Origin of the sequence: Aequorivita sp. H23M31 (assembly GCF_004022485.1) — a bacterium.
GTDB lineage: Bacteria > Bacteroidota > Bacteroidia > Flavobacteriales > Flavobacteriaceae > Aequorivita > Aequorivita ciconiae.
This window is the reverse complement of the sequence record NZ_CP034951.1, coordinates 3615143-3640415: the sequence shown is the minus strand read 5'-3', so window position 1 is coordinate 3640415 and position 25273 is coordinate 3615143. Positions and strand designations below refer to the sequence as shown.

The window sequence follows — 25273 nt, the reverse complement described above, 5'->3', positions numbered from 1 at the left end:
ATTCAAGGAAACCAATCTTTCCTCCATATAATCTATTTATAACAACTACAATAAAATATTCATCAATATGAACTTCAATAATTTTACAATTAAAAGTCAAGAAGCAATTCAGCAGGCACAACGAATCGCCCAGGGTTACGGCCATCCTCAAATAGATAATGAACAAATACTTAAGGCCATTTTTGAGGTTGATGAAAATGTCGTCCCTTTTCTTCTGAAGAAATTAAACGTAAACATTCCAATATTAAAGCAAATCCTGGACAAACAATTGGAAAGTCTTCCAAAGGTTTCGGGTGGAGAAATCATGCTATCCAGAGAAGCAAACAAAATGCTCATAGAGGCTGAGAATATAGTCAAAAAAATGGGTGATGAATTTGTTTCCATTGAACATTTACTTCTGGCTATCCTCGATTCCAAAAGTCCGATTGCCCAAAGCCTAAAGGACCAAGGAGTTACCGAGAAGGGAATGAAGGCCGCTATCCAAGAACTACGTGGGGGTGAGAATGTAACTTCCCAAAGTGCTGAAGAAACCTACAATTCCTTAAACAAGTACGCCAAAAATCTGAACCAACTTGCCAAAGACGGAAAACTGGATCCTGTTATTGGCCGGGATGAGGAGATAAGAAGAATACTTCAGATATTATCCCGTAGAACGAAAAACAACCCCATGTTGGTAGGAGAACCTGGAACAGGTAAGACGGCCATTGCAGAGGGTCTGGCCCATCGTATTGTCGATGGAGATGTTCCCGAAAACCTGAGAAGCAAACAAATTTATTCATTGGATATGGGAGCTCTAATTGCTGGTGCAAAATATAAAGGAGAATTTGAGGAGCGACTAAAAGCCGTTATAAAGGAGGTTACCTCAAGTGAAGGTGATATTGTCCTTTTCATCGACGAAATCCATACGCTTATCGGTGCTGGTGGAGGACAAGGAGCAATGGATGCAGCCAATATCCTTAAACCTGCCCTTGCGCGGGGTGAATTGCGGGCCATAGGCGCCACCACCTTGGATGAATATCAAAAGTATTTTGAAAAGGATAAAGCGCTAGAACGTCGTTTTCAAAAAGTGATGGTTGATGAACCTGATACTGAAAGTGCTATTTCCATTCTGCGTGGAATAAAAGAAAAATATGAAACCCACCACAAAGTCCGTATTAAGGATGAGGCGATAATTGCTGCCGTCGAACTTTCTGAGCGCTATATTACAAACCGTTTCCTTCCGGATAAGGCAATTGACCTAATGGATGAAGCTGCTTCGAAACTAAGGATGGAAATAAATTCCAAGCCGGAGGAACTGGATGTTTTGGATCGAAAAATTATGCAACTCGAAATTGAAATCGAGGCCATAAAACGTGAAAAAGATGAAACCAAACTAAAAGGGCTTTATGCGGACCTTGCAAATCTCAAGGAAGACCGTAATGAACTTAACGCCAAATGGCAAAGCGAAAAAGAAGTTGTGGATAGGGTTCAAAACCTAAAAACCCAGATAGAAGAGTTTAAGCTGGAGGCCGAGCGTGCTGAGCGGGATGGCGATTTTGGTAAAGTGGCCGAGCTTCGATATGGAAAAATCAAGGAAGCCCAAGAAAAACTGAGCCAATTGGAAGCAAAACTTGCTGCCCAGGAAGATGGCACCTCCATGATTAAAGAAGAAGTAACCAGAGAGGATATAGCGGAGGTTGTTGCAAAATGGACCGGCATTCCCGTGACAAAGATGCTACAAAGTGACAGGGAAAAGTTGCTTACTTTAGAAGATCATCTTCACAAGAGAGTAGTCGGACAGTATGAGGCCATAGAAGCGGTTAGTGATGCCATTCGCCGAAGCAGAGCTGGCTTACAGGACGAGAAAAAACCCATAGGAAGTTTTCTATTTCTAGGAACTACCGGAGTTGGAAAAACTGAACTTGCCAAGGCTCTTGCGGAATATCTATTTGATGATGAAAACGCGATGACCCGAATTGATATGAGCGAATATCAAGAACGACACAGTGTAAGTCGATTAGTTGGCGCACCTCCAGGATATGTAGGTTATGAAGAAGGCGGCCAGCTTACCGAAGCTGTACGGCGTAAACCATATAGCGTAGTTTTACTTGATGAAATAGAAAAAGCCCATCCCGATACATTTAATATTCTTTTACAGGTTTTGGATGAGGGTAGGTTGACGGATAATAAAGGTCGTCTTGCCGATTTCAAGAACACCATTATTATTATGACCAGTAATATGGGCAGTCAGATAATCCAAGAGCGCTTTGAGGCAGTGAAGGATACGCAAACGGCAATGGAAGGGGCCAAAGTAGAAGTCCTGGGCCTTTTAAAACAGACAATGCGCCCCGAATTTTTGAACAGAATTGATGATATTATTATGTTTACTCCCCTATCAAAAGAGGATATTCATAAAATTGTCGAGCTTCAGCTTAAAGGTGTCTCAAAAATGCTATTAAAACAGAACATTATCCTGGATGCGACTCCAGAGGCCATATTTTATCTTGCAGAGAAAGGGTATGACCCTCAATTTGGAGCAAGACCGGTGAAAAGAGTTATTCAGCGGGAGGTTTTAAACGAGCTTTCTAAAGAAATTCTTGCTGGGAAAATAACCACGGACAGTATTATTCTATTGGATAGCTTTAACGATCACCTAGTATTTAGAAATCAAGAAAATTTAGTTGAGTAGTAATTTGAGTTTTTTGGTTGGTTAGTTGAAAACCCTCGAGTTTAGATTCGGGGGTTTTTGCATTGTATAATTGAAAAACTTCTATGAAAATCATTTTATGAAAATAGGGCATAAAAAAGATCCCTAAAAATTTCATCTTATGAAATTTTTAGGGATCCGGCTTCAAATAAAAGCGGTAATCAAAGTTTAGTTAAAACTACCACTTGTCAATTTCATCTTTCAATTGTTCTTTGGTTTTACCAGTTTTCTCTTGAAGACGTCCAAGTAATTCATCCGATTTTCCTTCAGCATATTTCAAATCATCATCTGTAAGATCGGCGTAGGTCTGCTTAAATTTACCCTTTACTTGATTCCATTTTCCTTTAAATTGATCCTCGTTCATAACTTTAGTTTTTAGTTAAATTTATTATTATTTATTTTTCTTTTATAAAGATACTCACGTAGTCCGTCGGTTCTTAATAAAGAAATACTAAAGAACGGCAGACATTAGTTATAAATTTCCCAAGCTATCTTAAAAACTGTTATTTATAGGGAAAAAAAGGAGTTGAGGTTGCCAATCCCTATATCCGCTTTTTATGAAATTGCCGTTGTGACTATTGCCTACTTAACTTCCGTCGCCAAACAATTGCAAATGAAAAAATCTGGAACTTGCAGCCTATTACCTAAAACCTAGAGCCTGAAATCTGCAACCTGGATCTTGGAACTTGCAACAAAAAACTTGAAACCTCCATTCCTATCTGAAATCAAATCCGAAATCTAAATCGATAGTATTCGGTCTTTCAGCGTCACTGGGTTTATTAAAGCCGCTCGGGGGACTTTCCTGGGTGACTAGCTCCTCGGGAAGATCTTCAAGAAAGTAGGCGCTGTTCATTTCGTCCTCCAATCCATCACCATTACTATGGAACGCATTTAAGGAAGCGGTGGTTCTGGTTATTATCAGTTCATTTTTTGCACGAGTTAGTGCAACGTACAATACGCGCCGCTCCTCTTCTATTTCCTCTGAACTTCCTAAGCTATAAGAGGAAGGATAGGTTTTTGGAGATACATTCAAAACGAAGCAAACATCAGCCTCAAGACCTTTGGCAGAATGTACAGTTGATATAATAACGTGATCTTTATGTTCTGTTGTTTTTATCCGTGACCCTTCCAAGGTGGGGGTGCCGCCCAAACCAGAGGAATTGTCCAAAATTCCCTCAGTAATAAATTCTCCCAAGCTGGAATAATGTTCTGCAAGCATTTCGAGCACGGGAAAGTCCCCCTTACGTTTTTCCTGCCAATCTTTAGGGTATTTTAATGCCAGGTCCAATTCCATTTCACGATAAAGTTCTGCCACCGCTTTTTTCACATTATGCTTGTTATTGGCAACCGCATCGTAATAGGTTTTGATTTTTTCACCCTCCATCCCTGGGATAATACTTTTTAAAACATCGCCGCTTATCTGGGAAGACTCCAAACTTAAAATCTCATTTAAATATTTGCTTGCTCTCACAGCACCAATACCGTGTATAAAGGTTAGATAGCGCATCCAGGCAATTTGATCATTCGGATTATTGATAACTCTTAAAATGGAAAGCACATCTTTAATATGTGCGGCTTCCAAAAATTTTCTGCCTCCATAAGTTTCATAAGGTATTTTCTTCTGAAGGAAAACCGCTTGCAGGGGTTTTGTATAATATTGTGACCGGCTCAAAATTAAGAAGTCTGAAAAACTTTTACCTCCCTCTTGAAAGTCCTTCAGAATTTTTTCAGCTATATAACTGGCTTCTTCATATTGGTTGGCAACATTTAAAATAAGCGGCTTCTTACCGGGGCCACGATGCGCATTGAGCTTTTTATTATAAATGATAGGAGATTTTTCCAAGAGCCAGTTGGAGATATCCAGAATTTCTTGTGTAGAACGGTAATTCTTGTCAAGTTTTTTTATTTCGGAATCTTTTACTCTTTCTGAAAAGGAATGAACGTTTTTAAAATCCGCACCACGAAAAGCATAGATCGATTGGGCATCATCCCCCACACAAAATAATGAACAGATATTTTCAAAAGGCGCCAATAAAAACCATTGTAGCGGATTGGTATCCTGCATCTCGTCTACTAAAATATGATCATAGGCTTTGGACAGAATTCTTCGGGCCTCCTCATCCTTGTTTAAACGATTTCCTACCACCAGTAATAAATCGTCGTAGTCCAAGTATTTCTGTTCGATTTTCAATTTCTGGTATTCTCGGATCAATAATTCCAATTCTGGACGTATTTCCTCAATTTCCTCATTGGTTTCGGCATCAATTCGACCGTTAAACATTTGGAGTCGGATAGTTTCAGTAAGATTGTTTCGTGTATTCCGTGCAAAGGAAAACAGGTCGATTATCTTTTGAGGTTGTATCCGCATTTTTCCGTAACCTGTTTTTTCATTACCACACGCCATCTTCATTAGACTAAGCTGATCATCAGAATCGATAACTGTATAATTAGCCGCCCCAAATAAATTGGGAAAATTGGTTATAAGCTGGTTGCACCAACTGTGGAAAGTGGACCCGTTCAAAGCTTGGGCATTTCGACCGGGAATTCCTGCTTTTACACGTTCAACGATTTCACTTGCAGACCTTTTGGTAAAAGTTAGAATCTGGATTTTTTCTGCATGCACACCATTTTCAATTAGATAAGCCGCTCTTCCGACAATAGTTTTCGTTTTGCCCGTACCCGCACCAGCCAATAAAAGCAAGTGTTTTCCTTTAAATGTTATCGCTTCGTTCTGTTCCTGATTGTATGATTCCAAAGTATATTTTTTACGTGTTAAAGATAATCCATAAATGCGTAACTTGGAAATATTCCATAAATTTGACGTTTTTCCAAGCCACTACCTATAGATGAAAATTGCCTTTATTTCCGTCCTTACTTCCAGCAACGACCTAAGTCGATGTAAAATGCTAAACCTATCCATTCGGATTCAGAATGATGGAATTTTAACGGAACACAACAGTTTAATAAAGCCTGTAGCGGCTCTTTCCAAAATGGAAAGGAGTGTGCTTCCCTTTGAGTATTTACTTTTAAGAACAGCCCCGCCATTATGCGATGTAACTCCCATAATTTCCGAATTACTTGAGGGAGCCCAAACCGTTTTTTGCGATCGTTTTTCTGAAAGGATTTTTATAAAATCTTTTAGAGAAATAGGATATCCTATGGGTTCTGCCACCTATATATTGGAAAAAATATTTAAACAACTATTTAAATCATCTACTATTTTTTCCTTACCCTATGCTCTGGAAATATTGGATTTGGAAAAAACCATATCAAATAATCAGGAAGCAGCCAAAGCCATGCAAATGGTATATTATAAACTGGAGGAATTGGGGAAACTGCCACATGTACTATCCCAAAAAGAAAATGTGAGCTCCAACATTGGGGGATTAGATTTCAGTCACCTACCCCCCCATCCAGGAGTTTATTTCTTTAGAGATTTGAACGGAACGGTAATTTATGTGGGAAAGGCAAAAAACATATTACAAAGGGTACGTAGCCATTTTACCAGCAAATTGTCTTTTGAAAGACACCTTTGCAAAAATACCGAAACAATCGATTTTGAAGATACTGGGAGTGAAACAATAGCGCTACTGTTGGAATCCCATTACATAAGCGATTTAAAACCGACTTTCAATACCCAACAAAAAGCCTTACTCGATCCCTATATTATTGCTTCAAAAATAGATTCTAAAGGTGTCTTGCGTATACAGCCTATTCAAAAATCCTATTCCGATAGCGAAAATGATTTTTACTATAATCGCGATTCTGTTTTAAAGAAGATTATGGAGGTTCAGCAAAAATTCAAATTGTGCAAACGTTATACTGGAATTGAAAGGAAAAGTGGAAAATGCAGTGACCCCATATTCTGTAAGGGTATCTGCCAGGGACTAGAAAGTAAAGAAGAATATAATCTTCGCGTGAAAAATGCGCTGCAATATATTGATGAACAGCGACCGAGCTATATTCTAAAACTCAAAGGAAGAAATGCATTTGAATCCGCCTTTGTTTTGATTAAACATGGTATATACCAGGGTTTCGGCTTTATCGATATAGAGAGTCAGATAAATTCCATTGAAGATATTAATGGTTTTATCAGAAAATTACCTCACACCTATTTTACGTCTAGAATTATCGATCAATATTTTAAATCCTCCAAGAATACGGAAAATGTCTTTTTAATTTGAACAGCAGAAATATTTTAAATAGATCATAGCGATTAATAAAGGAAAAGATTCCTCGGAAGATTTACTTACTTTTCATCTCTGAAGAGTTGTTAAAAAAACGTAAAATTCAATATATAGTTTTAGTGTATCGCCTATCTTAGACAGAAATTAACACAAAAACTGTTCATTATGTTACGCTGGGTCATCATTTTTTTAGTTATAGCAATAATAGCTGCAATTTTCGGCTTTGGAGGAATTGCTGAAGGAGCGGCAGATATTGCTAAGGTTATTTTCTACATTTTTATAGTTCTAGTGGTCCTGGGATTTTTGGGACTGGTGACTATATTCAAGAAATAGTCAACCTATCAAATTCTAAAGGCTAAGCTATTTTGGTGTCAATTTATTGAACTAGTTTGGTTATTCCGTTTTCTGCGGATATTTAAGTAGAAAAACCACCTAACTGTTTTTTTTAATTAGAAATCACGCAGCAGGAGGTTATACTCTTTAAACTTTCGCATCTAGGCCGTCCAGATGATTGAGAAGTATAGAGTACGTTATTCGTGTTTAATTCGGAATTATCCATTTGTTCACTTCTCAAACTCACAAATAAAGAATTTAATCTCTATCCATTTTGCCCCGAATCATAAATCTGTGATAAAATAAACCGCAATTCCTGCCGTTTTTATCTAAATTCTCTAACTTTATATAAGATAACCTTTCTTTTCTTCTAAAAGGTTTTGTTATATCGAAAAACTTCAGAGTTAGTGAAAAATCTTTTCCTTCACAAAATATTTTTAGCACTGATTTAAGCTTTCTTAGAGGAATTTCTGAAAGATTTTTGCAATGAGTATTAATACGAATTATATATTTAAAATACATAACGATGAGTGAACAAATTTATCCTTTAAAATTTGATCCCATATATCAATATCGTATATGGGGCGGCAGAAGATTGGAACATATACTTTCCAAACCACTACCAGAAAAGGAAAATATTGGGGAGGCCTGGATATTGAGTGATAGAGATGATTTTTCAAGCAAGGTCATTGATGGGAAATTAAAAGGAAAAACCATTACGGATTTGATGAAGGAGTATGGGTATGAAATAATGGGAAAGCTGGGCAATGATTTTGAACGATTCCCATTACTATTGAAATTTTTGGATTGCCACGCTGTTCTGTCCGTTCAGGTGCATCCATCAGATGGCCAAACGGAATATATCCCAAAAGGAGATAGTGGAAAAACAGAGGCCTGGGTAGTTTTGGAAACCGCGGATGATAGCAGGATTTACGCCGGACTTAAAAAAGGAACTACAAAAGAAGATTTGGAGAAAGCCATAAAAAATAAAAATATTGCGGAAAAACTTCACAGTTTCGTACCCAAAAAAGATGATGCCGTGTTTATACATTCGGGAACGGTCCATACGGTTGGGGGCACGGTGGTTTTTGAAGTACAGGAAAACAGCGATGTAACTTTTCGTCTTTACGATTGGGATCGTACAGATCCCAAAACAGGCAAACCAAGAGAACTGCAAGTAGATAAAGCCATAGCTTGTATTGATTTTGACCAAGTGGATATTGGCCCAGTTACTCCCGTAAAAAGTGATAAAGTAGAAAATGCTGAAAAACTTTTTGACAACCAACATTTTAAACTTTGGCGCATTAAGTCGGATTCAAATCTTACCGTAGGTCTAAAAGATCAACCGGTTGTTTTGGTATGTCTTGATGGGAAAGGAACTATGGAATTCCAAGGGACACAATATTCTATTGAAAGAGGTGAAGTGGTTTTATTACCAGCAATTATTGGACCTCTCGAACTGGAGTTGGAATCCAAAATGGAAGTCCTGCAAATAGCCATTCCTGAAAAAAAATAAAATAGAAACCATGAAAAAGCTAATTATATTTGATTTAGACGGCACCTTGGCAAAAAGTAAATCTGCCATTGATGATGAAATGGCGGAACTTTTGTCCCACCTTCTGAAAGTGGATTTAGTATCGATTATTTCCGGTGGCGACTGGCCCCAGTTTCAAAAACAAGTTCTGAAAAATCTGCCTAAAAAAACTGACCTTAAAAAGCTTTTTATACTTCCTACCTGTGGCACCAAATTTTACCAATATAAAGATGACTGGGAAATGCTGTATGCTGAAAACTTTACGGAAAAAGAAAAAAAGCATATTTTGGATAGTCTTCAAGACGCAGTTAAGGCAGCTAATTTAAATATAGAAAAAACATGGGGCGAGCAGATCGAGGACCGAGGCAGCCAAATAACCTTTTCCGCTTTGGGACAAAAGGCCCCATTAGAGGAAAAGAAAGGTTGGGATCCTGATTTCGCAAAACGTAAAAAAATAACCAAACCGCTCGAAAAAACCCTACAGGGCTTTTCAGTGGGAATGGGAGGAACTACTTCAATTGATATTACTAAGCCGGGTATCGATAAGGCATACGGAATTAACAAACTCAAGGAAATCATCAAAATAGACATTCCCCAAATGATCTTTATCGGTGATGCTTTATTTGAAGGTGGCAATGATTATCCTGCAAGAAAGACCGGTGTGGATTGCATACAAGTGAGAGATCCAGAGGAAACGAAAAGTATTATTAAAACTATAATAGCTTGCAATTCCAACATTCCAAAAAAATAATTGACGTGGTTCCATTTAAATTACACCGAATTTGTACCATTATGAAACCCGAAAAGGGAAATGAACTGGAAGTTGAAGGCGTTCTCAACCCTGCCGTTGCAAGGGGACCCGATAACGAACTTTATTTATTTCCTAGAATGGTTGCTAAAAATAATTATTCCCGAATCGGAATTGCAAGGGTTAAATTTAATGATGATGGAGATCCGTTTGATGTAGAACGACTTGGAATTGTCCTTGAACCCGATGCCGATTATGAAAAACGCCCCAATGGTGGCGGGGGATGCGAGGATCCACGAATAACTTATGTGGGAGCTATTGAGCATTACATTATGACATATACTGCCTTTGGACCCAACGGACCCCGGATCGCTATGGCACGCTCCAAAAACCTTTTCCAATGGGAACGCATGGGGTTGGTCAGTTTTTCTCCTTATGAACACATTGATTTTAATAATGTAAACGATAAGGATGCAAGTTTTTTTCCCGCAGTTCTTCCAAGCCCTCATAAGCATCCATCTATCGCCATGCTACATCGGCCATTGTTTCCTGACACTACTCCGGAAGATACTTTTAAAAAAGATGACAACCGTAAAATAGATGAACATAGAGAAAGTATCTGGATATCATATAAAAATTTAAAAGAGGGGAAAGATACTTCATTGAAAAATGCAAAATTTACCTCCCATCACTGTTTGGCCCACCCAGAAAATTCTTGGGAAAGCTTAAAAATTGGAGCTGGGGCACCACCATTACTAACCAAATTCGGTTGGTTGTTAGTCTATCACGGCGTTCGAAAACACGACGATTCTACCAAAGAACAACCAAAATATACGTACTCCGCTGGAGCTATGATTCTATCGGAAAAAGCACCCCAAAATATAATCTATCGTTCCCCCGAGCCAATATTGGCCCCGAAATTACCAGGTGAAACCATTGGAGTGGTCGGAAATGTCGTTTTCCCTACTGGAACGGATAGACGTGATGATATAGGGAAACCCAATAGAATTGATGTTTATTACGGAATGGCGGATGATCGCATTGGGGTGGCAAAAATGGAACTTCCCGAATCGCTTCATGAGATGAAGGAGGAATAACATTTACATTTAAGATGAAATCGAGGATAAAAATGAAATGGAAGTTGTAATATAGAAAATTAGAAAACCCGAAGCGGAGCAATCGGGCTTCTTATTATTGGGAGTTTTCCAATTCGAAATTATGGTGGCTCCTAGAATTTTCCACCCTCCTTTTAAAAGAGTTATTCAAATTTCAACAGGAATTACTCTAATTCCTCCACTTCTTATAAGTGTTTATCAATCCATTAGTTGAAGAATCGTGGGATTCTACTTTTTTATCATCTTTTAATTGGGGCAATACCTTTTTAGCGAGTTGTTTCCCCAATTCCACACCCCATTGGTCAAAACTAAAGATATTCCATACCACGCCCTGAACAAATATCTTGTGCTCATAAAGTGCCGTAAGTGAGCCAAGAGTGAAGGGGGTAATCTCCTTAATTAAAAATGAATTGGTTGGTTTGTTACCTGTAAAGACCTTAAAAGGAATCAATTCCTTCATCTTCTTTTTATCCATATCCTGTTTCTCGAGTTCATCCTTAACCTGTTCGGCATTTTTTCCGTTCATCAAAGCTTCGGTTTGGGCGAAAAAATTGGATATTAAAATTGGATGATGTTCTCCAATAGGATTATGACTTATTGCAGGGGCAATAAAATCACAGGGTATTAAATGGGTTCCTTGATGGATAAGTTGATAAAAAGCATGTTGCCCATTTGTTCCAGGCTGGCCCCAAACAACAGGTCCAGTGCCGTAGGTTACATCATTTCCATTTCTATCGGTATGTTTTCCATTGCTCTCCATATTGCCCTGCTGAAAATATGCTGGAAATCTGTGCATATATTGATCGTAAGGTAAAATCGCCTCAGTTTCGGAACCAAAAAAATTGGTGTACCACAATCCAACAATTGCCATGATGACAGGAATGTTCTCCTTAAAGTCTGCTGATCTAAAGTGGTTATCTGTGGACTCTGCCCCTTTAAGTAATTGCTCAAAATTGCCATAACCAATGGTCAGGGCTATTGAAAGGCCGATACTGCTCCAGAGACTGTAGCGACCGCCCACCCAATCCCAAAAAACGAACATGTTTTCGGGATCTATTCCAAATTTCTCCACACCCTCCTTATTCGTTGAAAGTGCAACAAAATGTTTCTCAACATATTTTTCATCTTTGGCTGCTGCCAAAAACCATTTGCGCGCAGTGTGTGCATTGGTCATTGTTTCCTGAGTTGTAAAGGTTTTGGAAGCGATTGTAAAAAGTGTCGTCTCAGGATTCAAATTTTTGAGAGTTTCCACTATTTGGGTTCCATCAACATTGGAAATAAAATGTGCGTAAATTCCCTCAATCCAATAAGGTTTGAGTGCTTCGGTAACCATTACTGGACCTAGGTCACTTCCACCAATCCCGATATTTACAATATCCGTGATTTTTTTCCCTGTATACCCTTTCCACTCTCCGTTATGGATTTTTTCACAGAAAGATTTCATTTTTTTTCGAGTATCCCTAATTTCTGGCATTATATCCTTACCATCGACCATAACCGGTTTTCCAGAAAAATTCCTGAGCGCTGTATGCATAACCGCTCGATCTTCAGTTTCATTTATCTTTTCTCCATCAAACATTGCTTTTCTCGCTTCCATTAGCTTACAATCCTCCGTCAGCTGCAACAGCTTTTCAATTGTTTTTTCGGTAATGAGATTTTTTGAATAGTCGAAAAGAATATCCCCAAGTTGAAGGGACATCTTTTCAAATCTTTTCGGATCTTTCTCAAAGAGATCTTTCATTTGAACTTTTTCCATCTCGGTTTGATGGTCGATTAGAGCTTTCCAGGCTGGCGTTTTAGTGGGATTTATTTTAGGAAACATGATATGAAAATTTATAGAATTATATTTTTTGTGCTGTATAGTTTTTTAAATGAAGTTTAAGTTTCGTAAAAGTGTTCCATCTAATAAGATTTTTAAAATCCGAACATTATCGGCCACCCGCTAGTCTTACCTATCTACCCAATTTTAACCTGATAAGAGTCTATCCTTTGTTTTCCATTTTAGGCCTAATCAAAGAACCCGCTTCTATATCTAAAAACCAAAATAATTCTCCCTTCCTTGGAGAGATTAATTGGGCGGGATAGTGTTGAGGCCAATATTTTGTCTTTAAAACTACGTGACTTACTGCATCCGCCTTATCCTTTCCAAAGACGAGGAATGCAATTTGCCTCGCACGATTTATCATTGGTGCAGTCATTGTGATTCGGTACATATCCAATTCATCTACAAATATCGATTTAACCGTCGGTTTAGTTTCATCTAACACCGAGGTAAATGGAAATAAAGATGCCGTGTGGGCATTATCGCCCAATCCTAATAGAATAAAATCAAAATGGACGGGCTTGTTATTAAAATGCAAGTTGATTGTTTTATTATAATTTTGAGCAGCTTTGCTCGGGGAATAGGTTGTATCCACCATAAAGATATTGGAATCTGAGATATTTAAGCGATCGAATAAAGTCTCTTTTGCCATTAGGGAATTCCTTTGTGAATCATTCTCGGGAACATATCGTTCATCGCCAAAGAAAAAATAAATATTGGGCCAATCCATACTATTTTTAAAAGGTTCAGATGCTAATAGCTCATATAACCGCTTAGGGGAACTACCTCCAGAGAGCACGAAATTAAATTGGCCGCGCGTTGAAATGGCTTCTTGGGAAGACTTCTTGATTAATTGCGCCAAGGAATTAATCATCTCGTCAATCTCTATAAATACCTGCAATTCCATATTATTCTTTTTTGATGTTTTCTGGAAGATTGAACCAATGAAAGCCATCTTGGGCAATGAGGGCTTCCGCATTTTCAGGTCCCCACGAATTTGCGGGATAATTGGGGAAATTTCTCACTTTATTATTTTCCCAAGAATTGAGAACCGGCATTATAAGTTCCCAAGCCGCTTCCACTTGATCGGCACGCATAAACAAGGTCTGATCTCCTGATATAATGTCCAACAAGAGAGTTTCGTAAGCTTCCGGAGCATCGGATCTTGTTTTGCCTGAATAATCAAAAACCATATCTACGGTATTCAATCTCATCTCCAGACCGGGAATTTTGCTCTCTAATTGTAACAGAATTCCCATATCGGGCTGTATGCTTATAACAAGTCTGTTTTGTTTGGGGACATTTTCATTTTCGCTGTGGAACATATTGTGTGGTACCTCCTTAAATCTAATTGTAATTAGAGAAGCTGTTTTAAAAAGTCGCTTACCAGTACGCAGATAAAAAGGAACTCCTTGCCAACGCCAGTTATCTACATAGAATTTTAGAGCGGCGTAGGTTTCGGTATTAGATTCTGGATCTACATCGGCCTCCTCCCGATAACCTGGTACTTTTTTACCTTCCACCCAGCCTGGGCCATATTGCCCCCTAGCGGATATCGCGTCTATTTTTCCGGGAAGAATCTTGCGCATGGCCTTTAAAACCTCAACCTTTCGATCCCGCACCACATCGGCATCAAAACTGATGGGAGGTTCCATAGCGATAATACACAGCAATTGTAATAAATGGTTCTGGATCATATCCCGAAGAATACCTGCATGCTCAAAATAATCACCACGGCTGCCCACTCCTATTTGTTCGGTTACGGAAATCTGGACATGCTCAATATGGTTCCGGTTCCATAGAGGTTCCATAATAGCATTGGCAAAACGAAAAGCCATTATGTTCTGCACTACTTCTTTTCCTAAATAATGGTCTATTCTATAAATCTGTTTTTCACTAAATATAGTAAGCAGCTTGTGGTTTAAGTCCTGGGCGGATTTAAGGTCGCTGCCAAACGGCTTTTCAATTACGATGCGGGTTGTTTCCTCATTATTTTCCAGTTTGGCCGAAGATATATTTTCAGCAATGGTACAAAAGAACTCAGGCGAAACTGCACAGTAATAGATAATAGCGGGTTTCTCTTTCCATTCATCTTGATATTCCTTTATCCTAGTTTCAAAGGCCTTGTATTCACCCACATCCTTGATATTCGCCGCTTGATAGGTAATTTTTGAGGCAAAGGTTGTCCAGTCTTCCTTTTTTGCCTTTCCTCGGCGTGAGAATTCATTTACGGAATCCAATAAGGTGGCCCTGTATTTAGCATCCGTTAATTTACTTCTTCCAGATCCCACTATTGCTAGTTTTTCCGGTAGGCGATTTTCAAGGAAAAGATTGTATAGGGCAGGAAAAATCTTTCTTCGGCTCAAATCTCCTGTTCCTCCAAAAATAATGAAGATGGCGGAATTGGGTTCCGTATTTGTATTGTGGTTTACTGTCTTTGCCATAGTTTATTGAATTTTAAGAAAGTGGCTTTTTCGTGCTATTTTCCGCATCAACTAATTTCTCCCATTGGGTATGAAAAACGCCTTCCTTATTGTTGAGTTCATAAGTATGCGATCCGAAATAGTCGCGCTGTGCCATTACGAGATTTGTAGGCATAGTTTCCAGTCTGAAATTATCAAAATAACTTAAGGCAGCGGAAAAGGCTGGTACGGCGATGCCACTTCTGGAGGCATCTGCAACCACCGCTCGTATATTCGGCGTACTCGAAATCAAATCATCGTGAATTGAAATATCCAAAAACAAATGTTTCAATTCAGGTTTTTTATTATACGCAGCATAAATATCTTCCAAAAATTCAGAACGGATTATACAGCCTCCTCTCCAGATTTTCGCAATAGTATCCAAGTTCAGATTATATTTATATTCTTGGTTTGCGTGATATAATAAATGCATGCCTTGGGCATAGGCCGAAACCATGCCGAAGTAGTAAGCCGACTCGAGTGTGGAAATATATTTGTCTGCTTTCCCCCTAAACTCATTATTTGGAGAATCCGGAAATATTTTAGAAGCCTCTATTCTTAGATCTTTATACCTCGATAAATCTCTCATCCCAACAGAAACATCTATTACCGGTACTGGCAATCCCAAATCCATTGCTGCTTGTGATGTCCATTTTCCTGTGCCCAATGCCTTTGCCTCGTCTTTTATATTATTGAGTAATAAATGTTTATCACCGGGTTTTATATAAGAAAAGATGTCGCGGGTAATTTCAATAAGATACGATTTCAATCTGCCCTCGTTCCATTTTGCATAAACTGCCTCAATTTCCTTATCATCCATCTGAAGCCCTTTTTTCATAATTTCAAATGTTTCGGAAATAAGCTGCATTATAGCATATTCAATTCCGTTGTGGACCATTTTTACGAAATGGCCTGCAGACCGTGCTCCCATATATGCGACGGTAGGTTCGCCATTTACTTGAGTTGCAATTTTTTCCAAGATGGGTGAAATTTTTTCGTAAGCATTTTTATCTCCACCTGGCATCATACTCGGACCTTTTCTGGCACCCTCCTCACCACCTGAAACTCCCATTCCAATAAAATGGTAACCTTTACTCTCCAAATCTTTGTAACGACGCTCCGTATCGGTAAAATGTGAATTCCCTCCATCAATAATAATATCCCCCTTATCCAAAACCTCAAGTAATTCATTAATTACTACATCAACAATTTTCCCTGCAGGCACGAGCATCATAACCGTTTTCGGACTCTTTAGACTATTTGCAAAATCTTGGATAGTCGAATATCCGTGAATATTGTTGTAATCTAACTGATTTAGGCTATCAACTTTATTATAATTGGTATCATAGCCAGCACAATTGTATCCATGATCCGCTATATTTTGAAGGAGATTGGCACCCATTGTGCCAAGCCCTATCATTCCGAACGCGTTTTGGTTTGTACTCTCATTATTCATGACGATGTGATTTAGATATTAATTCTTCGAGAATTTTCTGTGATGTTTCAACCTTTTGATGATGTATGGCATTCATTCCCAATTTCCCTGCGGTCTTAGCCAATAATTCTCTGTCATCAAAGTAAAGGGTTTCCGAAGGTTCTGCCTGAACTATTTGCATGGCTTCTTTAAAAATGCGTGGGTCGGGCTTACGGATACCGAGATAACAGGACGAGAAGAATCCGTCGAATAATTCATGAAGTTTAAACTTCTTTATACGGTAATCATTTAATTCCCGGCTTTCATTGCTTAGCGCAAATACTGGCAGATCGGTTCTTGTTTTCCATTCCTTAAGCCACGGGAGCATCTTTGGCAATTCAACTGATTGCGCATACATGAAATCCTTAAAATCCTGTTTTGTAAAATCTCGGGGACAGTGAAAAACGGCGATATCCAAATATTCGTCAATGGTAATACTCCCAATTTCAAACACATTATATATGAAGTTATGGAGCACGTTCATTTCGTCATAATCAAAACCGAAATGCTCAGCAGCTTTTTCCCGGGATTTATGGCCCCAGCCATTGGTAAGCAGCACGCCCCCAATATCAAAATAAACAACCTTTATTTTAGAAACATCAAAATCCATCTATAAATATTATCCGATTAAAGTCAAACCTCAAAGCGAAAACCATAAAAACTTCGCTTGGGTTATGGACGATTATTTTCTTCGCTGCTCCGCAATACTCTTAAGCAATTTTTCGTACGCGTCATTGAATTTCTGTATTCCCTCGTCTTCAAGTTTTTGGGTTATTTCATCAAGGTCGATACCAGTTTCCTTTAGTTCTTTTAAAGTTTTTTTGGCATCGTCAATCCCCTCTGTTAGCGTATCGTTCACCTTTCCGTGGTCACGAAATGCATCGATGGTTTCCATTGGCAAGGTATTTATGGTATCCTTTCCAATCAATGTTTCTACATATAGTACATCGCTAAAAGATGGATCTTTGGTGCTTGTACTTGCCCACAGAACTCTTTGGCGTTGGGCTCCTTCAGCTTCCAACTTTTTAAATCTATCGCTACCAATCATTTCCAGATAAATCTGATAAGCCATTTTTGCGGAAGCGATTGCTACTTTCCCCACTAAACTGTCTGCGTCCTTTTTCTTAAGCATGGGATCTACCATTACGTCAATCCTACTTAGAAAAAAACTTGCAACGGAAGCTATATCTTTTATAGAATGGCCTTCTTTCAAACGGTCTTCCAAACCGCCCATAAACGCCTCGGTAATTTCTCGATATCGCGGAAGACCAAAAAGAAGGGTAACATTAATGTTCATACCCTCTCTTAAACATTCACGAATTGCAGGTAAACCTTGTGCAGTTCCAGGGATTTTGATCATCACGTTTTTTCTATTTACGCGTTTCCATAAGTCGCGAACCTGTTCTATAGTGCCATCTGTATCCCGAGCTAAATAAGGAGAAACCTCTAGACTTACAAATCCGTCCTTCCCATTGGTCTTATCAAATACCGGTTTAAAAATATCAGCCGCTCTTTGAATATCCGAAATGGCCATATCAAAGAAGATTGCAGAATTGTTATCCGTTTTCTTAGCAAGTTCTGCTATATCATCATCATAATCGGAGCTCCCTGTAATAGCCTTTTCAAAAATGGAAGGATTGGAAGTCATACCCCGTAAGTCGTCCTCATCGATCAGACTTTGTAATTTCCCCGTGTCCATGATTTCTCGATCAAGTAAATCGAGCCAAATACTCTGTCCGTGTTCTCGTATTTTGTTTAATGGATTCATAATATGTGTTTTTAAATTAAATCTTATTTTAAAGAAGAGATAAAAAAAATTGAAATCTACTCTCTTTCCATTTTCTCTATTCTTTCCCCTGTTTTATATCCTTAATTTTATTTAACCTTCGTATATGTCTTTCTGCCCCAATAAATTCCGCATTAAGAAATGCCAGCACATATTCTTCGGCTGCCGCATATCCAGTAACTCTTCCACCAAGACAAATCATATTCATATCATCATCTTCCACGCCTTGATGGGCTGAAAAGTTATCATTTATCAAAGCTGCTCTAATGCCCACTACCTTGTTGGCTGCTACACAAGCTCCTACTCCACTTCCGCATATGGCAATGCCTCGGAAAAGTTCGGAAGACGCCACTGCTTTTGCCAACGGAATTACAAAATCTGGATAATCATCGCTTTCATCCAAAACTTTCGCACCAAAATCTATCGGATCAAAGTTGTGTTGTACCAAAAAAGTTTTTATTCTTTCTTTAAGTTCGAAACCTCCGTGATCCGCACAAATTCCAACTTTTTTCAATGGTTCTTTGGACATTACAATTTAATTTATTCCTACTCTATTCTTAATTAAAGGATTGAATTAAAAAAGAGATTACTTATTTATTTAAGTAACGCCTTAGCTCTTTTTACTACATTTTCTACTGAAAAACCGTATTCCTTCATTACTTCCTCTCCAGGTGCAGACTCTCCGAATTTCTGGATTCCTATTACGTCTCCCTCATCGGTAACATATTTCAGCCAGCCTACGGGAGAACCTGCCTCCACTGCAAGTCTTTTTCTAATGTTTTTAGGGAATACTTTTTCTTTATAAGCCGCACTCTGATTGTCAAAGAGGCTCCAACACGGCATACTTACAACTCGCGCTTGAATATTGCTTTTCCTCAACTTCTCTTGAGCCTCCAATATCAAATGAACTTCAGAACCTGTCGCAATCAGTATAATATCTGGATCACCTTCGGAATCTGAAAGAATGTAAGCCCCTTTTTCGAGGTTCTTTGCCTTGGCATATTTTTTCTGATCGATAATCGGGATTCCCTGACGAGTTAATGAAAGCGACACCGGACCATCTGTATGTTTAATGGCCACTCGCCAAGCTTGAGCGGTTTCATTCGCATCCGCGGGACGGATAACCATCATATTTGGAACAGTACGAAGTCCAATTAACTGCTCAACGGGTTGGTGGGTTGTACCATCCTCTCCGAGACCAATACTATCGTGGGTGAAAACCATAATGGTTCGTATTTTCATAATGGCTGCAAGACGTAACGGAGGTCGCATATAATCTGAAAAGATTAAAAATGTAGCCCCATAAGGAATAAGATATTTGCTCAGTGCCATTCCATTCAGAACTGCACCCATGGCATGTTCACGAATTCCGAAGTGAAAATTCCGTCCATCTCTATGCTTGGGAGAGAAAGATTTATAATCATCAAGATTTGTATCGGTGGACGGTGCCAAGTCTGCGGAACCTCCGATCAATTGTGGAAAGAATTCCGCAATAGCATTAAGAGTTTTACCCGAGGCTTTACGGGTTGCCATTTCTTCTCCAGGCTCAAAAGTGGGTAATATTTTCTCCCATCCATCGGGAAGGGTTCCGGAACTAATTGTCTCAAATTCTTTGGCAAGATCGGGATGGCGTTTTTTGTAATTTTTATATAGATTATTCCACTCCTTTTCATTTTCGGCAGATTTCTTACCGGCATTTCGGTAGTAATCCAAAACATCATCTGGTACGACAAAGGATTTATCGGGATCGAAACCAAAATTTTCCTTCACCAGTTTAACTTCGTCCTCGCCTAAAGGAGAACCGTGAGCGGAGGAAGTATTGTGCTTATTCGGACTTCCATAGCCAATAACACTACGCACTTTTATCAGTGAAGGACGGCTTGTTTCCTTTTGTGCATTTTTTATTGCTTTGGAAAGAGCTTCTAAATCGTTCACATCTGCAACATTTTGAACGTGCCAACCATAAGCTTCAAAACGTTTATCCACATCCTCATTAAAAGTAAGATCGGTATCTCCTTCAATAGTTATATTGTTATCATCGTAGAAGTAAATAATATTACCCAATTTAAGGTGACCGGCAAGAGAAGCTGCTTCGGCAGAAACGCCCTCCATTAGATCTCCATCACTACAAATGGCATAAATTTTATAATCAAAAATTTTAAAATCGGGTTGGTTGTAGCGCGCCGCCATATATTGCTCGGCGATAGCCATTCCAATTCCATTGGCAAAACCTTGCCCTAAGGGTCCGGTTGTAACTTCAATACCTGGCATCAAACCGTATTCTGGATGTCCGGCGGTAATACTGTGGAGTTGTCTAAAATTCTTTATATCGTCCAATGTTACGGCATAACCGGTAAGGTATAGATAGCTGTACTGAAGCATGCAGGCATGACCGCATGAGAGAACAAAACGATCCCGGTTTACCCAATCTGGATTTTTTGGATTGTAACGCATTACTTGAGACCACAACACGTGTCCCAATGGAGATAGAGCCATAGGTGTACCCGGATGGCCTGAATTTGCTTTTTGAACTGCATCTGCTGATAATACTCTTACGGTATCTATTCCTTTCTGTACTATACTTTTTGTTTCCATATCATTTTTCTTCTTCTACTGTTTCTTTTTTGTTTAATTTCTGCTCATCATCCTGCTCACATTCGGCGGTTTTTAAAATCATTCCTAAAGGCTGATCATAGTTGAAATAACTTTCTACCCAGTCGATGAAGGTGACAAACTTGTCCCGGAAACCGACCAGAGAAAAAATGTGGACAAACATCCAAACAAACCATGCAAACCTTCCCTGAAATTTGATGCTCGGTAAATCCACCACGGCTCTATTCCTTCCAATGGTTGCCATAACACCCTTATTATGGTACTCAAAAGGCTCCATTGGTTTATTGTCAATAGTTCTTAATATGTTTTTTCCCAGATGTTCTCCTTGTTGCTGTGCTACAGGAGCAAGCATGGGCAGTCCTTTAGGATTATCTAGAGATTCGTGGGCAGATACGTCTCCAATAGCGAAAATATTATCGGTGCCTTTTACCTTATTAAATTCGTCCACTAAAATCCGGTTTCCCTTGTCAATACAGTAATCTGGAAATCCCTTGAGAGGAGAACCCTTTACTCCAGCAGACCAAATTACCGTGTCAGTAGTAAATTTGCTGCCGTCGTCCATTGTAATAGTATGCTCATCATATTCTTTGACACGGGTGTTTAAAAAAACATTCACGCCCATTTCCTGAAGGTATTCCAGACATTTTTGGGAAGCTTCTTCAGACATTCCAGCGAGCAATTTCGGGCCGGACTGATATAGATTAACACTCATTTTACTAAGGGGCAATTCAGGAAACTCCTTAGGTAGTACGTGCTTTCTCATTTCGGAAAGTGCTCCAGCAAGTTCAATTCCCGCCGGCCCACCTCCTACTATAGCGATATTCATTATTTCCTCAATAGGTTCCGTTCTATTATTCGCCAAGGCACGCTCCAAATTCCGAAAAATAGTATTTCGCATTTTAAGAGCTTCGGGAAGCGATTTTAAGGTCAGTAACTTATCCTTTACGGATTCAAAATTGAAATATTTATTTTCACTACCGGAAGCAATAACCAAATAATCATAATGAATTCTACCTATGGAAGATATTATTTGGTTTTGATGAATATCCACGGACTGGACCTCAGCCATTCTAAAGTTGACATTATCATACTTTCTAAAAATTCGCCTAACGGGATATGCAATGCTTCCCGGCTCCAAACCGCCTGTAGCGACTTGGTACATCAATGGCTGAAAATTGTGATAGTTATTTCGGTCTATAAGGAGAACATCGACCGGTTTTTTATAAAAGGACTTAGTTAATTTTATTCCCCCAAAACCTGCTCCAATAATTATTATCTTAGCTTTTTTAGACATTTCAGCGTTTAATATCTCGATAAATCAAAAAGAATATCATCTATAAATGACGGCTGGAAAAAAGTCTTTATTGTGGATCAAGAAATAATGTCCGGAGAAAACCTTTAAAGAGTCAAAACATTAATAATATTCTTTAATAATGACATTAAAATTAAATTTTTTAAACCTTAATCATTACCATTTAAAGCATAAAACATTCTTAAGGTTTGTTAAAAGAGAAACTTATTACGAAATTGGAAAATTTTGAAAGTTAATTTTGCAGATTTGCAGATTTTAAGTATTCACTTCTTTGGAAGAAATAATGATAAATTTGGTTTGTTCAAATCAGTGTCGAGTAAGATTAGGAAGGTATAACTAATCTCGCACTTAGGTCAATTGACCTTCTTCTAAACAGTGAAGCTATTTCTTATTGGTAACGGAATATCTTGTTATTAAAGTTCCTTGCTCATTTACCTTTTCAAGACTAATCAAATGCAGTTGAATATCGAATTTCTCCTTTATAACAAAATTGCCACCCACTCCAAAAATCTTTGGTTCTATGGTTAGCCAAAATTCATCGATAAGCTGTTCTTTAAAAAATGAAGTAGCTACATGTGGTCCGCCCACGACCAGCATTTCGTCATAACCTTCTTTTTCGAACCGTGCTAACAAATCATTGGGAGTTTGATCCGTAAATTCGAGTTGACCCAAAACTTCTTGATTTTTATATTTCGAAGGAGTTCTAGTCATTACAATATAATGATAATCGGGAGTTGGTTTTAAAGGCTCTGCATCAAAAGTGCTGCTGCCGATTACAATTAGGTAGGACTTATTCCATATATTTTTAAAATGTTTTTTATCCTCCTCGGATGACCATCTTTTCACGTGAGGTTCTCCCCAGTGCGTAATTTTCCCATCCAGTGTAGTAACGAATATAAGTGTCTTTTTCATAATCATTTATTGTTGTTAGCTTTTTCCAATACCTTACAAATCATCAATATAGTTTAGGATAGAAAAGAATTTTGGAAATCTTGGCTTTAATGTATCAAACGGATGTTGCACTCCTAATTTCTTAGATTTGATGCATTATTTTTCCTTCGGTTACATTATGGAAGGTTTTAGGTAGAAACAACGAAATCAATTGCCTGTTAAATCTTTGCGAAATAATTCAAATTAAATCGGATCTATAATTGATTCGGGTCGGTAGGTAATTTAAATAGTCCCCATTTTTTAAACAGGAAGCGAAGAAAGGAATATTTATTTATTTAGTACGACTATGTTCTCGACCAAAGAAATGAAGTCGATCTCTTTACTTAATAAAAAATCCTTTATATACTTCATTCGCTCACCAAAATACATAAAGGACCTTCTTGCAATTCAAACAAATTTTTACGTATTGTTTTTTAAAGAGAATGAGCAGAAGGACAGCCTGTAGCTATCCATTATCTTCCTCCAGATCTTCATGATTATCTCCACCAAGACTGTAATAATTGTTTTCCTCATCCTCTCTACCGGGATTTGGTAGAGCCTCATCATTTTTGGAACCAGGAACATCCAAATCCTCGGCTGTCATATCCTCCAAAAATCTCTTTTGGTTTCCATATTCAGGCGGAAGTTCGGTGGTCTTTTTCTTACTTAAATCCTCAGGATTCAGTTCTACCTCTTTTTCCCTATTATAAATATCCTCGGATTCGGGATAATGCGGATAACCGGGAAATTTTTCCTTTTCTAATTTCGATAGATTCTTAGTATCACGCTTCTCTTTATTGTTTTCAGAAATCCGATCTGTTTTTTTCTCTTCCTTTTTCATTTTATAATTTTTTATAAGTTATTTCTATCTCGAATTAAATAATCATTCCGGTAATCATTCCGGAAATTCACAATCCTTACTTGTCTGGTTCCATAGCAGAATCATAGTTTCCCTGCCGTGCTTCGGCATTAAATTTTGCCCTGCGCGCCAAAACTTTTTGTGCTTTTTCGCACTTTGAATCCTCCCAATCCCAAACATCCAATGCAGGTTGTTGAATTGCTCTAGCAAAAGAAAAGGCTACAATCCAGGGAAGACGGTTTTTAAAATTCTTATTAATAGCATTTAAATGGGCCGAAGCTTCTTGGGCCGACTGGCCACCTGACAAGAATGCAATGGCAGGCACGGCGGCTGGAACAGATTCTAAAAAACAATTTACCGTCGCTTTGGCAACGTCGTCCACACTATTCTTTTCTCCACTTTCTTTGCCGGCAAGTACCATATTGGGTTTGAGGATTATTCCTTCTAGATCAATTCTATATTTATATAATTCAAAAAACAAAATCTTCAACGTTTCCTCGGTAACATCGTAACACTTTTGAAGGTTATGATCTCCATCCATTAATACCTCTGGCTCTACAATAGGCACAATACCGGCTTCTTGACAGAGGCCAGCATATCGGGTAAGCGCATGCGCATTTGCCTCAATACAGGCTTTTGTAGGAATATTTTTCCCAATGGTAATTACTGCGCGCCATTTGGCAAAGCGGGCTCCTTTCTTTTTATAATCTATTAAACGCTCGCGCAAACCATCGAGACCTTCGGTAACTTTTTCATTTTGGAATCCCGCCAAGGCTTTAGCTCCTTTATCCACCTTTATCCCAGGGATTATTCCAGCTTCCTTTAATACATCGGCCATAGGCCTTCCGTCATTTGTTTTCTGATTGATGGTTTCATCGCATAAAATAGCACCTCCAATTCCTTGGTTTAAACCTGGGGTGGTAACAATAAGTTCTCGATATTTTCTACGCATTTCTTCATTTTGAGGAATTCCTTTTGCACCCAATCGTTTATTAGCCGTGGAAATACTTTCATCCATTGCCAGAATTCCTTTTGAACCTGCAAAGATTTCTTTAATGGTATTTTTCAAAATTTGTCTATCCATTACAAATCTATTTTTCATGTTTAATCTTCGGAAGAATTACAATGTCAGGTGTTTTGATGATAACTTTAATTAAAAAGTCCAATCAAATTTTCGGCGAAACAGAGTTCCATTCGAAATTGAGAATCACTAAATTAGAAGTTTAGACTTAAGAAGGTTAATAAAGTTATCTTATAATTTTTATAAAGTTCAGAGAAAAAAGGGGGAATAAGTTTTTGGATTTTAAAACAATCCCTATTTAGAGAAGGCAACAAAATCTGCGAGAACATACTGAAGATGAAACGATAAGGTAGATTTCAACTATAGCTTCTTTAAAAATGTTTAGGAGGCT

Annotated in this window: 20 protein-coding genes; 6 read left to right on the top strand and 14 right to left on the bottom strand. The window is 38.4% G+C overall.

The window, feature by feature from the left end; translation table 11 throughout:
* Positions 1–67: 67 nt before the first annotated feature.
* On the top strand, positions 68–2668 hold the full coding sequence (gene clpB, locus EI546_RS15860; RefSeq protein ID WP_128251463.1) for an ATP-dependent chaperone ClpB: 2601 nt from the start codon (positions 68–70) through the stop codon (positions 2666–2668).
* A 196-nt stretch (positions 2669–2864) separates the two neighbouring features.
* On the opposite strand, the gene EI546_RS15855 is transcribed toward clpB, so the two are convergent.
* Together EI546_RS15855 and EI546_RS15850 are read right to left on the bottom strand one after the other, a co-directional pair.
* Complete coding sequence (locus EI546_RS15855) at positions 2865–3050, bottom strand: CsbD family protein (RefSeq protein ID WP_128251462.1); 186 nt, start codon at positions 3048–3050, stop codon at positions 2865–2867.
* 351 nt (positions 3051–3401) lie between these two features.
* Positions 3402–5441, bottom strand: a complete 2040-nt coding sequence (locus EI546_RS15850; RefSeq protein ID WP_128251461.1) for an ATP-dependent helicase — start codon at positions 5439–5441, stop codon at positions 3402–3404.
* Positions 5442–5532: 91 nt separating this feature from the next.
* Here EI546_RS15850 and EI546_RS15845 point away from each other — a divergent pair, with 91 nt between their 5' ends.
* The 5 genes from EI546_RS15845 to EI546_RS15825 all read left to right on the top strand — a co-directional run bounded on the left by EI546_RS15845 (position 5533) and on the right by EI546_RS15825 (position 10585).
* Positions 5533–6870, top strand: coding sequence for a GIY-YIG nuclease family protein (locus EI546_RS15845; protein WP_128251460.1), 1338 nt, complete (start codon positions 5533–5535; stop codon positions 6868–6870).
* A 168-nt stretch (positions 6871–7038) separates the two neighbouring features.
* Positions 7039–7206, top strand: coding sequence for a DUF1328 domain-containing protein (locus EI546_RS15840; protein WP_128251459.1), 168 nt, complete (start codon positions 7039–7041; stop codon positions 7204–7206).
* A gap of 526 nt (positions 7207–7732) precedes the next feature.
* Positions 7733–8722: a type I phosphomannose isomerase catalytic subunit gene (locus tag EI546_RS15835; protein WP_128251458.1), complete on the top strand. Its 990-nt coding sequence runs from the start codon at positions 7733–7735 to the stop codon at positions 8720–8722.
* Positions 8723–8732: 10 nt separating this feature from the next.
* Complete coding sequence (locus EI546_RS15830) at positions 8733–9491, top strand: HAD-IIB family hydrolase (protein WP_128251457.1); 759 nt, start codon at positions 8733–8735, stop codon at positions 9489–9491.
* A 41-nt stretch (positions 9492–9532) separates the two neighbouring features.
* Complete coding sequence (locus EI546_RS15825) at positions 9533–10585, top strand: glycoside hydrolase family 130 protein (RefSeq protein ID WP_205649746.1); 1053 nt, start codon at positions 9533–9535, stop codon at positions 10583–10585.
* A gap of 187 nt (positions 10586–10772) precedes the next feature.
* Here EI546_RS15825 and pgi read toward each other — a convergent pair whose 3' ends face one another.
* The 12 genes from pgi to EI546_RS15765 form a co-directional block, all read right to left on the bottom strand.
* Positions 10773–12425: a glucose-6-phosphate isomerase gene (gene pgi / locus EI546_RS15820; RefSeq protein ID WP_128251456.1), complete on the bottom strand. Its 1653-nt coding sequence runs from the start codon at positions 12423–12425 to the stop codon at positions 10773–10775.
* A 160-nt stretch (positions 12426–12585) separates the two neighbouring features.
* A complete protein-coding gene (gene pgl / locus EI546_RS15815) occupies positions 12586–13332 on the bottom strand; it encodes a 6-phosphogluconolactonase (protein ID WP_128251455.1) in 747 nt (248 codons plus the stop codon).
* Between the two features lies 1 nt (position 13333).
* Positions 13334–14869, bottom strand: coding sequence for a glucose-6-phosphate dehydrogenase (gene zwf / locus EI546_RS15810; protein ID WP_128251454.1), 1536 nt, complete (start codon positions 14867–14869; stop codon positions 13334–13336).
* Between the two features lie 13 nt (positions 14870–14882).
* The gene (gene gndA / locus EI546_RS15805; RefSeq protein WP_128251453.1) at positions 14883–16343 is read right to left on the bottom strand and encodes an NADP-dependent phosphogluconate dehydrogenase; all 1461 of its coding nucleotides are present in this window, start codon (positions 16341–16343) and stop codon (positions 14883–14885) included.
* Positions 16336–16971, bottom strand: a complete 636-nt coding sequence (locus EI546_RS15800) for an HAD family hydrolase (RefSeq protein WP_128251452.1) — start codon at positions 16969–16971, stop codon at positions 16336–16338. The genes gndA and EI546_RS15800 overlap by 8 nt, the downstream gene beginning before the upstream one ends.
* A gap of 72 nt (positions 16972–17043) precedes the next feature.
* Positions 17044–18129 carry a transaldolase gene (gene tal, locus EI546_RS15795; protein ID WP_205649745.1) on the bottom strand — a complete coding sequence of 362 codons (1086 nt, stop codon included), beginning with the start codon at positions 18127–18129 and terminating at the stop codon, positions 17044–17046.
* Positions 18130–18205: 76 nt separating this feature from the next.
* Positions 18206–18676, bottom strand: coding sequence for an RpiB/LacA/LacB family sugar-phosphate isomerase (locus tag EI546_RS15790; protein WP_128251450.1), 471 nt, complete (start codon positions 18674–18676; stop codon positions 18206–18208).
* A 65-nt stretch (positions 18677–18741) separates the two neighbouring features.
* Positions 18742–20742, bottom strand: coding sequence for a transketolase (gene tkt, locus EI546_RS15785; RefSeq protein ID WP_128251449.1), 2001 nt, complete (start codon positions 20740–20742; stop codon positions 18742–18744).
* 1 nt (position 20743) lies between these two features.
* The gene (locus EI546_RS15780; RefSeq protein WP_128251448.1) at positions 20744–22054 is read right to left on the bottom strand and encodes an NAD(P)/FAD-dependent oxidoreductase; all 1311 of its coding nucleotides are present in this window, start codon (positions 22052–22054) and stop codon (positions 20744–20746) included.
* A 399-nt stretch (positions 22055–22453) separates the two neighbouring features.
* Positions 22454–22984 (bottom strand): dihydrofolate reductase family protein, encoded by a 531-nt coding sequence (locus EI546_RS15775; protein WP_164905258.1) that lies wholly within the window; start codon positions 22982–22984, stop codon positions 22454–22456.
* A 484-nt stretch (positions 22985–23468) separates the two neighbouring features.
* Positions 23469–23843 carry a hypothetical protein gene (locus EI546_RS15770; protein ID WP_128251446.1) on the bottom strand — a complete coding sequence of 125 codons (375 nt, stop codon included), beginning with the start codon at positions 23841–23843 and terminating at the stop codon, positions 23469–23471.
* Between the two features lie 76 nt (positions 23844–23919).
* On the bottom strand, positions 23920–24945 hold the full coding sequence (locus EI546_RS15765) for a class I fructose-bisphosphate aldolase (protein ID WP_128251445.1): 1026 nt from the start codon (positions 24943–24945) through the stop codon (positions 23920–23922).
* Positions 24946–25273: the final 328 nt, after the last annotated feature.